The organism is Kitasatospora cheerisanensis KCTC 2395 (genome assembly GCF_000696185.1).
Taxonomy (GTDB): Bacteria; Actinomycetota; Actinomycetes; order Streptomycetales; family Streptomycetaceae; genus Kitasatospora; species Kitasatospora cheerisanensis.
The window spans coordinates 4379686-4393307 of sequence record NZ_KK853997.1 but is presented as its reverse complement, the minus strand read 5'-3'; the positions used below and the strand labels follow the sequence as shown (position 1 = coordinate 4393307).

The 13622-nt window shown below is 73.6% G+C and carries 13 protein-coding genes; 9 read left to right on the top strand and 4 right to left on the bottom strand.

The genetic code is table 11. From position 1 onward, the window contains the following. Positions 1 to 63: 63 nt before the first annotated feature. The 9 genes from KCH_RS20045 to KCH_RS43415 all read left to right on the top strand — a co-directional run bounded on the left by KCH_RS20045 (position 64) and on the right by KCH_RS43415 (position 8222). A complete protein-coding gene (locus KCH_RS20045; RefSeq protein ID WP_157032123.1) occupies positions 64 to 1329 on the top strand; it encodes a sensor histidine kinase in 1266 nt (421 codons plus the stop codon). Continuing rightward, entirely contained in the window at positions 1313 to 1723 is a 411-nt protein-coding gene (locus tag KCH_RS20040) for a roadblock/LC7 domain-containing protein (RefSeq protein WP_035864809.1), read from the top strand. The genes KCH_RS20045 and KCH_RS20040 overlap by 17 nt, the downstream gene beginning before the upstream one ends. A gap of 23 nt (positions 1724 to 1746) precedes the next feature. Then, the gene (locus KCH_RS20035) at positions 1747 to 2064 is read left to right on the top strand and encodes a DUF742 domain-containing protein (RefSeq protein ID WP_244305374.1); all 318 of its coding nucleotides are present in this window, start codon (positions 1747 to 1749) and stop codon (positions 2062 to 2064) included. Then, complete coding sequence (locus KCH_RS20030; protein ID WP_035864805.1) at positions 2042 to 2638, top strand: GTP-binding protein; 597 nt, start codon at positions 2042 to 2044, stop codon at positions 2636 to 2638. Before KCH_RS20035 ends, KCH_RS20030 begins: the two co-directional genes overlap by 23 nt. Before the next feature lie 1261 nt (positions 2639 to 3899). Continuing rightward, positions 3900 to 5114, top strand: coding sequence for a cytochrome P450 family protein (locus KCH_RS20020; RefSeq protein ID WP_035864803.1), 1215 nt, complete (start codon positions 3900 to 3902; stop codon positions 5112 to 5114). 210 nt (positions 5115 to 5324) lie between these two features. After that, entirely contained in the window at positions 5325 to 5447 is a 123-nt protein-coding gene (locus tag KCH_RS46115; protein ID WP_279635890.1) for a hypothetical protein, read from the top strand. A 182-nt stretch (positions 5448 to 5629) separates the two neighbouring features. Next, positions 5630 to 7342 (top strand): pyruvate dehydrogenase, encoded by a 1713-nt coding sequence (locus KCH_RS20015; RefSeq protein WP_035872929.1) that lies wholly within the window; start codon positions 5630 to 5632, stop codon positions 7340 to 7342. Positions 7343 to 7401: 59 nt separating this feature from the next. After that, positions 7402 to 8007 (top strand): helix-turn-helix domain-containing protein, encoded by a 606-nt coding sequence (locus KCH_RS20010; RefSeq protein WP_035864801.1) that lies wholly within the window; start codon positions 7402 to 7404, stop codon positions 8005 to 8007. Positions 8008 to 8045: 38 nt separating this feature from the next. Then, positions 8046 to 8222 carry a DUF6126 family protein gene (locus tag KCH_RS43415; RefSeq protein ID WP_157032122.1) on the top strand — a complete coding sequence of 59 codons (177 nt, stop codon included), beginning with the start codon at positions 8046 to 8048 and terminating at the stop codon, positions 8220 to 8222. Positions 8223 to 8229: 7 nt separating this feature from the next. On the opposite strand, the gene KCH_RS20005 is transcribed toward KCH_RS43415, so the two are convergent. From KCH_RS20005 to KCH_RS19990, 4 genes are all read right to left on the bottom strand, one after another. After that, complete coding sequence (locus KCH_RS20005) at positions 8230 to 9015, bottom strand: aminotransferase class I/II-fold pyridoxal phosphate-dependent enzyme (RefSeq protein WP_425268787.1); 786 nt, start codon at positions 9013 to 9015, stop codon at positions 8230 to 8232. Between the two features lie 79 nt (positions 9016 to 9094). Then, positions 9095 to 10261: a S53 family peptidase gene (locus KCH_RS20000; protein WP_035864799.1), complete on the bottom strand. Its 1167-nt coding sequence runs from the start codon at positions 10259 to 10261 to the stop codon at positions 9095 to 9097. A 113-nt stretch (positions 10262 to 10374) separates the two neighbouring features. Then, positions 10375 to 12774, bottom strand: coding sequence for a glycoside hydrolase family 65 protein (locus KCH_RS19995; protein ID WP_035864797.1), 2400 nt, complete (start codon positions 12772 to 12774; stop codon positions 10375 to 10377). After that, the gene (locus tag KCH_RS19990; protein ID WP_035864794.1) at positions 12771 to 13517 is read right to left on the bottom strand and encodes an HAD family hydrolase; all 747 of its coding nucleotides are present in this window, start codon (positions 13515 to 13517) and stop codon (positions 12771 to 12773) included. Before KCH_RS19990 ends, KCH_RS19995 begins: the two co-directional genes overlap by 4 nt. Positions 13518 to 13622: the final 105 nt, after the last annotated feature.

Genomic DNA, 13622 nt, shown 5'->3' with positions numbered 1-13622 from the left:
CTCTGAACAGCAATGCTTCGATCAGTTCATACGTCAGTAGGAATACCACCCTAGAATTCGCGCGTGACGACCACTCAATGGTGCTTGGCAGCAGCCGCATTGCTCGCTCTTCTCGCTCTCGCGGCCACCGCTCGGTCCCGCGCCGTCACCCGCACCCTGCGTGGCCGGCTGGCCGACGCCGAGGCCGAGCTCGCCGGAGTCCGCGAGCGGCTGGCCGCCGAACTGGCGGACCGTCAGGCGGGTGCCGAGACGGCGCTGCGCGAGCAGGAGATGAACGCGGCCACCCGCCGCGCCTTCCTCAGCGTGGCCCGCCGCATCCTGGTGATGGCCCACGACCAGCAGGCCGGCCTGGACGAGATGGAACGCACCCACGACGACCCGGTGCTGCTCGAAGGACTGCTGAGGGCCGACCACGCGGCCGCCCAGCAGGCCCGCCTCGCGCAGACCCTGGCCGTGCTGTGCGGCTCCCGGGCCGGCCGGCACTGGCCGGAGCCGGTCGCGCTGGAGGACGTGGTGCGCGGCGCCCAGTCGCGCATCCTGCCGTTCCAGCGGGTGATCGTGAACAGCCGGGTGGACACCGCCGTCCTCGGCGCCGCCGCGGAGGCGCTGATCCACGCGGTGGCCGAACTGCTGGACAACGCCACCCGCTACTCGCCGCCCAGCTCGCAGGTCTACGTCACGCTCATGCCGGTCCACAACGGCGCGGTCATCGAGATCGACGACTGCGGCGTCGGCATGACCGAGGTGACGGTCGCCAAGGCGGCCGCCGCGCTGGCCGGCGGCGGCTCGCTGGAGGTGTCCCGGATCGGCGAGGTCCCGCAGCTCGGCCTGGCCGCCGTCGGCCGCCTCGCCGAGCAGTACGGCTTCCGGGTCACCATCAACTCCGCACCCTCGCCGTACGGCGGGGTGCGGGTGGTCGTGCTGCTGCCGTCCGCGCTGCTCACCGATTCGCTGCCGGGGCCCGCGAGCAGCGCCCCGCGCACCGAGCCGGTGGCCGTCCGCACGGCGTCGGCGGCCCCCCGGCCGTCCGTCGCCGCGGACGCCGCGCGGCCGGCCGTTCCCCCGCAGGGCGGCACCCTGCCGCGGCGGGTCAACCGCCGGGGCAGCGCCCCGCAGCAGACCGGGTCCCGGGCCCCGGAGCAGCCCGCGCCGCCGCCGCGCTGTGCGCGCGAGGCGCAGACGTTCATGTCGCTGTTCCAGGCCGGGACCGCCAGCGGCCGTTCGGCCGCCCAGCAGGACCGGCGGCCCGAGCAGGGCCGCCACGACGCATTCCCCGCTTCCCCTCAACTTCCCCAGCGCTCGGGAGACTCCCATGACCACAACCCCTGATCTCGGCTGGCTGCTGACCGACATCGTCACCGTCCCTGAGGTCCAGCACGCCGTCGTGGTGTCCAACGACGGCCTGGAGATGGGCCGCAGCCCGAAGATCGGCCGGGACGACGCCGAGCGGCTGGCCGCCGCCTGCTCCGGGCTGCAGTCGCTGTCCCGGGGTGTGGCGCAGGGCTTCGGCGACGGGCCGACCCGGCAGATCATCATCGAGTTCGGCGGCGGGTACCTGTTCGTGGTCGCCGCCGGCGCCGGGACGCACCTGGCGGTGCTGGCCACCGAGGCGGTGGACGCGGGCCTGGTGGCCTATCAGATGCAGACGCTGGTCGAGCGGATCGGCAGCCACCTGACCGCCGCACCGCGGCAGGAGCACGCCGCCGCCGGGGACCTGCGGTGAGGCGGGGGCCGGTTCGGCCTTACGTGATCACCGGCGGACGCAGCCGGGCCAGCCGCAACGTGCTGGAGTTCGAGAGCCTGGTGCGGACCGTGCCGGGGGCCGCGGTCGACCCGACGGCGTTGAACCGCGAACAGCAGGCGATCCTGGCGCTCTGCCGGGAACTGCTGTCGATAGCCGAGGTGGCCGCCCACCTCGGCCTGCCGATCAGTGTGCTGAAGGTGCTGGTCGGCGATCTCTTGGACCTCGGGGCCGTTCAGGTCCTGCCGCCGGTGCGGCAGGCCGAGCAGGTCCCGCTCTCACTGCTCGAGGAGGTGCTGGTTGGCCTCCGTCAGCTCCGTTGAGCCGACCTATCTGCCGTCCACCGTCCAGGGTGCGGTCAAGATCCTGGTCACCGGCCCGTTCGGGGTCGGCAAGACCACACTGGTCGGTGCGCTGAGCGAGATCGCTCCGCTGCGCACCGAGGAGACCATGACCACGGCCGGCGCCGCGGTGGACGACCTGACGGGCCGTCCGGAGAAGACCACCACCACCGTGGCGCTGGACTTCGGCCGGATCACCCTCAACCAGCACCTGGCGCTGTACCTGTTCGGCACGCCCGGGCAGCAGCGGTTCTGGCCGCTGTGGGAGGACCTGTCGCGCGGCGCGCTCGGCGCGATCGCGCTGGTGGACTCGCGCCGGATCGAGGAGTGCTTCGACGTCCTCGGCCTGCTGGAGGAGCAGGGCATCCCGTTCGTGGTGGCGGTCAACGTCTTCCCCGACACCCCCGCCTACCCGGACGAGGAACTGCGGGCCGCCCTGGACCTGCTGCCCGGGGTGCCGATCCTGACCTGCGACGTCCGCGACCCGGACGCCGCGCACCAGTTGCTGATCGCCTTCGTCGACCACCTGCGGGCCGCCGCCGAGGAGCTGCCGTGACCGTCCCCGACCACCGGGAGGCCCCCGGCTGCCCGTACACCCGCGCGCAGGGCTCGCCCCTGTACGGGGCGGCGGTCGCCGAGAACCCGCACAGCCTGTACGCCCGGCTGCGCGCCCAGCACGGGCCGGTCGCGCCGATCGAGCTGGAGCCCGGGGTGGAGGCCTGGCTGGTCCTCGGCTACCCGGAGATGCTCGAACTGACCCGCAACGAGCAGCTGTTCTCGAAGGACTCGCGGCGCTGGCGGGTGCAGCAGGAGGGCCGGCTGCGCGCCGACTCGCACCTGATCCCGATGACCACCTGGCGCCCCACCCTGCAGAGCATGGACGGCGCCGCCCACCAGCGGCTGAGCACCGCCGTCGCGGACACCCTGGCGCGGATCGACCACCACCTGCTCCGCGCCACCACCGAGGACGCGGCGCTCCGGCTGATCGAGAGCTGGGGCCCGGACGGCACCGCCGACCTGATCAGCCAGTTCACCAAGCGGCTGCCGCTGCTGGTGTTCACCCGGCTGCTCGGCCTGCCCGCGGAGGACGGCCCGCACCTGGTCGGCCTGATCACCGACCTGGTCGACAGCAGCAAGGACTCGCAGCGCGCCGCCGCCGAGTTCTTCGGCCTGCTCACCGACCTGGTGCTCAGCCGCCGTGAGCGGCCCGGCGCCGACCTGGCGTCCTGGCTGCTCACCCACCCCGTCGGGCTCAGCGACGAGGAGGTGGTGCACCACCTGATGGTGATCCTGGTGGCGGGCAACGAGCCCTGCATCAACTGGATCGGCAACACCGTCCGGCTGCTGCTCACCGACCGCCGCTTCCGCACCACCCTGACCGGCGGCCGGGCGACCGTCGCGGACGCCCTCGACGAGGTGCTGTGGCGCGACCCGCCGGTGCAGAACTTCCCCGGCCGGTGGGCGGTCTCGGACACCGTGCTGGGCGGCCAGTACATCAGCGCCGGCGACATGCTGGTGCTCGGCCTGGCCGGCGCCAACGACGACCCGGCCGCGCACGGGCCGGACGGCATCGCGGGCAACCGGGCGCACCTCGCCTGGGGCGCGGGCCGGCACGTCTGCCCCGCCCAGGACCCGGCCCGGCTGATCGTCGAGACCGCGATCGAGACCCTGCTGCACTGCCTGCCGGACCTTCAGCTCGCCGTTCCCGCACACGAGTTGACGTGGCGTCCGTCGCCCTGGTCGCGCGCCCTGGTCAGCCTGCCGGTGCTGTACAGCGCCTTCGTCCCGCCCCGCCCCGCACCGCCCGAGGAGACCGCATGGACACCACCGCCGACCAGCTACGGCCCGTCGGGCTCGACCCCGTCGGGTCCGACCAGCACGCCGAGAACCAGCGGCTCCGCGCCAACGGTCCGGCCACGCTGGTGGAGCTCCCTGGCGGGGTGGTGGTCTGGGCGATAACCCACCACGACACCCTGCAGGAGCTGCTCGCCGACCCGCGGGTCGCCAAGAACGCCAAGCACTGGAACCTGTACCGGGAGGGCCGGCTCCCCGAGGGCTGGCCGCTGATGACCTTCATCACCGTGCCCGGCATGACCACCTCGGACGGCGCCGACCACCGCCGCCTGCGCGGCCTGGTCTCGCAGGCGCTCACCCCGCGCCGGATCGCCGCGCTGGCCCCCGCCATCGAACAGCGGGTCGCCCGCCTGCTCGACGGCGTCGCCGCCCTGGACGGCGACTTCGACCTGCGCACCCACTTCGCGCTGCCGCTGCCGATGCAGGTGATCGGCGAACTCCTCGGCCTCGCCGAGGAGCAGGCCGACCTGCTGCACGAGCTGTCCAACACCCTGGTCAGCTCCTCCGCGACCCCCGGCGCCGGGGCCACCGCCGCGCTCAACCTCGGCGGGCTGCTGGCCCGGGTCGCCGCCGCGAAGCGGGCCGAGCCCGCGGACGACCTCACCACCGCGCTGATCGCCGCCCGCGAGGAGCAGGACCGGCTCAGCGAGGAGGAGCTCATCGGCATCCTGATGCAGCTCGTCGTGGCCGGCCACGAGACCACCCTGAACCTGATCTGCAACGCGGTGCGCGCCCTGCTCGCCCACCCCGACCAGCTGGCGCTGGTGCTGAACGGCGAGGTCGGCTGGTCCGCGGTGGTCGAGGAGACGCTGCGCTACGACGGCCCGGTCGGCCAGTTCCCGATGCGCTACGCCCTGGAGGACATCCGGGTCGGCGACGTGCTCATCCGCCGCGGCGAGGCGATGCTCGCCTCCTACGCCGCCGCCGGGCGCGACGACCGCCACTACGCCGACGCGGACCGCTTCGACCTGACCCGCACCGGCAACCGGCACCTCTCCCTCGGGCACGGACCGCACTTCTGCATCGGCTCCTCGCTGGCCCGCCTGGAGGCCGAGACGGCGCTGCGCGAGCTCTTCACCCGCTTCCCCGGCCTCCGGCTCGCGGACGGCGCGGACCCGAAGCCGATCGCCTCGTTCGTCAGCAACAGCGTCAGCACGCTGATGGTGCGCACCTCCTGACGTCGCGTCGGGCCGCCGCCCCCGCCGGGTCAATGCACGTGACCGGGTGGGGGCGGTTCTCGTTGCACCGTCCATGAAGAAGCTCACCGCACTCGGCGCCCTCTCCCTGACCGGACTCGCCCTCGCCGCGGCCCCGCGAACGCCACCCCGATCGTCCAGACCGGCAGCCTCTCCCAAGCCCACGGCGTCGAGACCGGCTACCACGGCGAGATGCCCTCCACCACGGAGCTGTGCCACCGCGACCTCGCCCAGTACCCGATCGTGGGCCCGCTCGCCGACGAGGCGACGGGCACCTGCGAGGCGCTCGGAACCACTCTCGACGGCAACGGGTGAGGAGCAGGCGCCGGCAGGGTCGCGGACAGGTGCGGGCCGCCGGGCCGCGTCGCGGTCCTGCCGGCGGGCGCCTTCCGACTCGCGCGGTGCCTCGCACCCTCGCCTCCCCCCTCCCGATATGGTGCCGAATGTCCGTTTCCTAGTGGCATGAGGTGATCCCCGTGGGCAGCGTGGCCGACCAGATGGTGGAAGTGCTCCAGCAGGCGGGGGTCGAGCGGGTCTACGGGGTGGTGGGGGACAGTCTCAATCCGGTGGTGGACGCGATCCGGCGGGCCGAGGGGATCTCCTGGGTGCACGTCAGGAACGAGGAGGCGGGGGCGTTCGCCGCGGCGGCGGAGGCCGAGCTGACGGGGCGGCTGGCGGTGTGCGCGGGCAGCTGCGGCCCGGGCAACACGCATCTGATCCAGGGCCTGTACGACGCGCACCGCAGCGGCGTCCCGGTGCTGGCGCTGGCCTCGCACATCCCGTCGGCGCAGATCGGCACCGGGTTCTTCCAGGAGACGCACCCGGAGCGGGTGTTCACCGATTGCAGCGGCTGGTGCGAACTGCTGTCGAACCCGGCGCAGTTGCCGCGGCTGCTGCGGGTGGGGATCCAGCACGCGCTGGGCGCCCGCGGCGTCTCGGTGCTGGCGTTCCCGGGCGACATCGCGGCGTTGAGCGCCCCGTCGCCGACCGGCCGGTCGACCTTCCTGACCGAGCAGGCGGTGGCCGCGCCTCCCTGGTCGCAGGTGCAGGCGCTCGCCGAGGCGCTGAACGCGGCGCGGACGGTGACGGTGTTCGCGGGCGCGGGGGTCCGGGGCGCGCACGAGGAGGTGATGAAGCTCGCGGGGGTGCTGCAGTCGCCCGTGGGGCATTCGCTGCGCGGCAAGGAGTGGATCCAGTTCGACAACCCGTACGACGTCGGGATGAGCGGGCTGCTCGGCTACGGAGCGTGCCACGAGGCCCTGCACGAGGCCGAGTTGGTGCTGCTGCTGGGGACGGACTTCCCGTACGACTCGTTCCTGCCGCAGGCCCGGACGGTGCAGGTGGACCACGACGCGACCCGGCTGGGCCGGCGGACCGCGCTGGAGCTGGCGGTGCACGGGGACGTGGCGGCGACGCTGCGGGCGGTGCTGCCGCTGCTGGAGCAGAAGACCGACCGGTCGTTCCTGGACGGTCTGCTGACCCGGCACTACCGGGCCCTGGAGACGGTGGTGGGGGCGTACACCAAGGGGATCGAGAAGCACCGGCCGATCCACCCGGAGTACGTGGCCTCGGTGCTGGACGAGGTGGCCGCGCAGGACGCGGTGTTCACCGTGGACACCGGCATGTGCAACGTCTGGGCGGCCCGCTACCTGACCCCGAACGGGCGGCGGCGGGTGATCGGCTCGTTCCTGCACGGGTCGATGGCGAACGCGCTGCCGCACGCGATCGGCGCCCAACTGGCCTTCCCGGGGCGGCAGGTGGTGTCGATGTCGGGCGACGGCGGGCTGGGCATGCTGCTGGGCGAGCTGCTGACGGTGGCCAAGCACCGGCTGCCGGTGAAGACGGTGGTGTTCAACAACGGGGCACTCGGCATGATCAAGCTGGAGATGCTGGTCTCCGGCTATCCGGAGTGGGAGATCGACAACGGCGACGTGGACTACGCGGCGATCGCCCGGGCCTGCGGGATCCCGGCGAAGCGGGTGACCGATCCGGCGAAGGTCCGGGAGGTGCTGTCCGATGCGCTGGAGCGGCCCGGCCCGGCGCTGGTGGACGTGGTGACCGATCCGAACGCGCTGTCCATCCCGCCCCGGATCACCGCCACCCAGCTCAAGGGCTTCGCGCTGGCGGCCGGGCGGACGGTGCTGTCCGGCGGCGTCGGCAAGATGGTCGACCTGGCCCGGTCGAACCTGCGCAACGTGCCCCGCCCCTGAGCTTTTGCCTGTGGGGCAAGTTTGTTGCCCGTGAGGCACGAAGGGTGTGGACTGGAGTCATGACAGACAGTCCGTTCGGCGACGACCAGGAGGTCGCGGGCCTCGGCGCGCGGCTCCGGGAGCAGCGGGTCTCCAGCAGGCTCACGCTGGAGGCCGCGGCGGCCCGGGTCGGCCTGTCCCCAGCCTACTTGTCGCGCCTGGAGACCGGGAGGCGGCAGCCCTCGCTGCCGGTGCTGCTCGGCCTGGCCCGGGCGTACGGGACCAGCGTGTCCGGGCTGCTCGGCGAGCAGGCGGCCGAGCCGGATCCGGTGATCCGCGGCGGCGTGGTCGAACCCGGCCGGGCCGGCGGCTGGGGGTACCGGCGGGCCGGTGCGCCGGGCCGTGCCATGCAGGCCCTGCGGGTGCACGTCCCGCCGGGTTCGCAGGACGCCGTGGTGCGGGTGCATCCCGGCGAGGAGTGGCTGTACGTCACCAAGGGCCGGATGAGGCTCACCCTGGGAGACCGGGTGCACCTGCTCGGCGAGGGCGACTCGGCGCACTTCGACTCGCTGACCCCGCACTGCATCGCCGCGGACTCCGAGGCCGGTCTCGACCTGATCTTCGTCCACACCCTGCTGCAGAGCCCCGCCGGCGACCTGTGCCTCGGCGACGCCCCGCGCCTGTAGCCCCCGAACCCGTCCGCCACCACCGTCAGGAGACTGCCATGGCCGACACCGCCAAACCCGCCCACCCCGCCGTTCCGCAGTACAAGGAGACCGTCGACGCGGGCTACCGCGCCTCCAACCGGGTGTGGATCCGGGTGTGGATCTACATCGTGTCGGGCCACGGCTTCGTGGGCTTCCTGTTCCTGCTGTTCTACGTCGGCCGGCACGGCCACTGACGGCCCGTCAGGATTCGAGCAGGGCGCAGAGCGCGTCCAGGGCGGCCTCGAAGGCGTGGTCGGGCGGCGTGCCGTAGCCGATCACCAGCGCCGGGGGCCGCTCCGGCGGCCGGTCGTCGCCCCCGGCCCGGCTCCAGCCCAGGGTGTGCACCCGCAGGCCGGAACGGAGCGCGCGGGACCGGAGTTCGTCCTCGCCCGGGGAGCCCTCGGGCAGTTCCAGGACGGCGTGCAGGCCCGCGCTGATCCCCGTCACCCGCACCCGCGGGGCGCGTTCGGCGAGCACCTCGACCAGCCGGTCGCGGCGCCGGCGCAGCAGTTGGCGGCTGCGCCGGACGTGCCGGTCGTAGCCGCCGGAGTCGATCAGCTCGGCGAGGGTCAGCTGCTCCAGGGCGCCGCTCTGCCCGTCCGCGAGCCGCTTGTGCCGCATCACCGGCCCGACCAGGGCGGCCGGCAGCGCCAGCCAGCCCAGCCGCACGCCCGAGGCCAGCGACTTGGACGCGGTGCCCGCGTACACCACCCGGTCCGGGTCGAGGGCCTGCATCGCGCCGATCGCGTGCCGGTCGTAGCGGAACTCGCCGTCGTAGTCGTCCTCCAGCAGGTAGCCGCCGACCTGCCGCGCCCAGTCCACCGCCTCCACCCGCCGGCCGGCCCGCAGCGGCATCCCGAGCGGGTACTGGTGGGCCGGTGTCAGCAGCGCCAACCCGAAGCACTTCTCGGAGACCGAACTCGCCCACCTGATCGGCCTGATCGCGGCCATCAACGCGCTCAACCGGGTGGGTGTCACCACGCGCATGTCCCCGGCCCCGCGGTAGCGGACCGGGAGGCGCTCCACCGGGCGCCGCCGCGCGGCCCCCGGTGGAGCGGCCGGCGTCCTATCCGCGGAAGGCCGCGACGCCGGCCGGGGTGCCGAGGCCGGTCGGGCCGTCGTAGCCGGGCTCGGCCGTGCAGAGGTAGGCCGGGTTGCAGGTGGCGGTGGACCCGACCGTCACGTCGTTGAGCGCGGCGGGGTTCGCGTACGGGAAGCTCGCCGGGCTGCTGCCGCTCGACGGGGCCCCGGCCAGGGCGTAGGTCGCGGCGATGATCGGGGCGGAGGCGGAGGTGCCGCCGTAGACATACCAGCCGTTGCCGCCGTAGGTCTGGTAGACGGCGACGCCGGTCGCGGGGTCGGCGACGGCGGCCACGTCGGCGACGGTGCGGCGGGGACAGCCGCTGTCGGTCTGCCAGCCCGGCTTGGGGAGCCGGCCGGAGCAGCCGCTCGCGCTGCCCTCGGTGGAGTTGGTGGACCAGACGGTCTCGCCCCAGCCGCGGGCCGAGCTGTCGCGGCGCAGCGTGGTGCCGCCGACGGCGGTGACGTGCGGGGAGGAGGCGGGGAAGTTGACGCCGTACCCGGCGTCGCCGGAGGCGACCGCGATGACCACGCCGGGGTGGTTGAAGTAGCGGCTGTCGTAGGTGGCGGCGTTGGAGTTCTCGGGTGCGCCCCAGCTGATCGAGACGTACTTGGCGCCGAGCGAGACGGCGGTGTTGACGGCGGTGCCGAGGTCGCTGACGGAGGCGCTGTCGGCCTCGACCAGGATCAGCTTGGCGCGCGGGGCGACCGCGGAGACCATGGCGAGGTCGAGCGCCGTCTCGCCGGCCCAGGAGGTGTCGCCGCGCGGGATCGCGGTGCCGCCGCGCTGGTCGACCTTGCGGAAGCAGCCGCTCGCGGTGGTGCAGGCGGGCAGGCCGTAGTGGCTGCGGTAGACGCCGAGGTCGGCCTCGGCCTTCGGGTTGTCGTAGGCGTCGACGACGGCGATGGTCGTGCCCGCGCCGCCGTCGGCGGGCAGGCCGTACGCGGAGCGCAGGTCGGCGGGGCCGTAGCCCTGCTGGGCGGCGAAGGCGCCGGCGGCGCCGCCGACCACCCGCAGGGCGTTGCAGCTGGCGGTGTCGGCCTGGCTGGGCGCGGCGCAGCTGTGCACCCAGCGGGTGCTGTCGGCGTGCACGGGGGTGGCGGCGACGAGGGGGGTGAGCAGGGCGGCGGCGGTGAGGGCGAGGGTGCGCAAGAGCGGGCCTCCGGTCGGGACGGCTGGCCGGAGGCGACGAGTGGAACCCCTGCACCGCCGGTCACGGTTCGTGCAGGGAGTGTTGACGCTGCGTCAGCTTTTTATGCGTGCTCTCACTCGGCCGGCAGATGGTCGACGCCGCCGACCTGAACGCCGGCCTGGCTGTGCCGGCGGGCGGGTTCGCGGCCGGGCGGCTGGGTGGGCCGTTCGGTGGGGGCGGTGATCCTGGCGGTGGGCCGGGCGACGGACTTGCCGGCCTCGATCCGCAGCAGTTCGTCGTCGTGCAGGACCTGCAGCACGCTGCCGCGGCGGAGGGTGTAGGTGGTGGTGGCGTGGGTGATGTCGACCCGCAGCAGGTGTTCGCGCACGCTCATGGAGAAGCACAGGCGCTGCAGTCCGGCGGGCAGCCGGGGCCGGAAGGACAGCTGGTCGCCGTGGTCGCGCAGGCCGCCGAAGCCGGCGACCAGGGCGATGCAGGCGCCGGCCAGCGAGGCCATGTGCAGGCCGTCGCGGGTGTTGCCGCCGAGGTCGTGCAGGTCCATCAGGGCGGCTTCGGCGGTGTAGTCGTAGGCCAGGTCGAGGTGGCCGACCTCGGCGGCGATGACGGCCTGGGTGCAGGCGGACAGCGAGGAGTCGCGGACCGTCAGGCGTTCGTAGTAGGAGAAGTTGCGGGCCTTCTGCTCGGCGGTGAAGACGTCGCCGCGGGTCTGCATGGCGAGCACCAGGTCGGCCTGTTTGACGACCTGCTTCCGGTACAGGTCGAAGTACGGGTAGTGCAGCAGCAGCGGGTACTTCTCGGGCGGGGTGGCGTCGAAGTCCCAGAGCTGGTGGTCGGTGAAGCCGTCGGCCTGCGGGTGCACGCCGAGCTGTTCGTCGTAGGGGACGAACATCTTGTCGGCGGCGTCGCGCCAGGCGGCGGCCTCCTCGGTGTCCACGCCGAGGAGGGAGGCCTCGTGCAGGTGCCGGAGCGCGGTGTCGGCGGCGTTCCACAGGTTGGACTGCGCCATCAGGTTGGTGAAGACGTTGTTGTCGGCGACCGCGCTGTACTCGTCGGGCCCGGTGACGCCCTCGATCCGGAAGTTGCCCTTGGCATCGTGGTGGCCGAGCGAGCGCCACATCCGGGCGGTCTCCACCAGCAGTTCCAGGCCGTGGGTGCGCTCGAACTCGGTGTCCCCGGTGGCGCGGACGTAGCGGACCACGGCGGCGGCGATGTCCGCGCCGATGTGGAAGGCGGCGGTGCCGGCCGGCCAGTAGCCGGAGCACTCCTCGCCGCGGATCGTCCGCCACGGGAACACCGCGCCGGCCAGGCCGAGTTGGGCGGCGCGCTCGCGGGCCATCGGGAGGGTGGTGTGCCGCCAGCGCAGCGCCTGTTTGACGGCCTCGGGCAGGCAGTAGGTGAGCACCGGGAGCACGAAGGTCTCGGTGTCCCAGAACGAGTGGCCGTCGTAGCCGGGGCCGGTCAGCCCCTTGGCGGGGATGGCCCGTTCCTCGCTGCGGGCGCCGGCCTGCAGGACGTGGAACAGCGCGAACCGGACGGCCTGCTGGAGTTCGACGTCGCCCTCGATGGCGACGTCGTTCTCGCCCCAGAACCGGCCGAGGAACTCCTTCTGCTCGGCGACCAGGCCGTCCCAGCCGGTGTACCGGGCGGCGGTCAGCGCGGCCTCGACCTGGTCGCGGACGGCGGGCAGCGAGCGGGTCGCCGACCAGCCGTACGCCACGAACTTGACCAGGCGCAGTTTCTGACCGGCGTTCAGCACGGTGGTGACGGTGATCCGGGCCTGGTCGTCGGAGGACTCGGCGGCGGTGTCGATCCGCTCCGGCCCGTCGATCACGTGGTCGATCCCGGCGGCGACCCGCAGGCCGGAGAACCGGGTGCGGTGCACCAGCACGCCCTTCGTGCCGTCGGCGTGCCGCAGTTCGGCCGTCAGCGGGGCCTCCAGCACGGCCGCCGCCCGCGGGTCGCCGTCGCCGCCGCCCGGCAGCTGCTCGTTGGCGACCAGTTCCGACTGGAGCACGATCCGGACCGGGCCGTCCACGGCCTCCACCGTGTAGTGGATCGCGCACACCGCCCGCTGGGTCAGCGACACCAGGCGGCGGGAGCTGACCCGGACCGTGCGGCCGGCCGGCGAGGTCCACTCGGCCTCCCGGTGCAGCAGGCCGTCCCGGAAGTCCAGGCTGCGGCGGTGGCTGCGGAGTTCGCCGTAGCGCAGGTCGAAGGGCTCGTCGTCGACCAGCAGCCGGATCAGCTTGCCGTTGGTGACGTTGATGACGCTCTGCCCGGACTCCGGGAAGCCGTAGCCGCTCTCCGCGTAGGGCAGCGGGCGCAGCTCGAACACGCCGTTCAGGTAGGTGCCGGGCAGGCCGTGCGGCTCGCCCTCGTCGAGGTTGCCGCGCAGCCCGATGTGGCCGTTGGACAGCGCGAACACCGACTCGGCGCGGGCCTGCCCGGGCAGGTCGAGTCCGTGTTCGCTGATTCCCCACGGGTCGACGGTGAACGCCTCGGACGGGCTCATCCGCGCTCCCCGAGCAGCTCGGCCAGGTCGTCGACCACCAGGTCCGCGCCGTGCTCGCGCAGCGCCTCGGCCTGCCCGGTGCGGTTGACCCCGACGACGGCGCCGAACCCGCCGGCCCGGCCGGCGGCGACGCCCGCCAGCGCGTCCTCGAACACGGCGGCGTGCCCGGGGGCGGTGTCCAGCTGCTTCGCGGCGGCCAGGAAGGTGTCCGGGGCGGGCTTGCCCGCCAGGTGGTCGCGGGCCGCGGTGACGCCGTCCACCACCACGTCGAACAGGTCGTCGATGCCGGCGGCCCGCAGCACGTCCCGGCAGTTCGCGCTGGACGAGACCACGGCGCGCGGCATTCCGAGCTCCCGCAGGCGGTGCAGGTACGCCACCGAGCCCGGGTACGGCTGGACGCCCTGCTCGTGGATCATCCGCAGCACGGTGTCGTTCTTCGCCGCGGACAGCCCGTTGACCGTCCGGGTGCCGGGCGGGTCCTGCGGGGCGCCCTCCGGCAGGTCGATGCCGCGGGAGGAGAGGAACTGCCGGGTGCCGTCCAGCCGGGGCCGGCCGTCCACGTACCGGTCGTAGTCGGCGACCGGGTCGAAGGGGACGAACTCCCCTCCGGTGCGCGCCGCTTCGGACCGGAGGAAGGCGTCGAACATGTCCTTCCACGCGGCCGCGTGCACCTTCGCGGTCTGGGTCAGCACCCCGTCCAGGTCGAACAGGAAGGCCTTGATGCGGTCCGGAACTCCCAACATGACGTCAGTCTGACCCGCCGCCGCCGCTCCATGCCGGTCATCGCGGGAAACGGCGCGTCGCGGGTCCCGCGCGCTGGGCCCTCTCTTTCGGATCTTGCCGGGCGC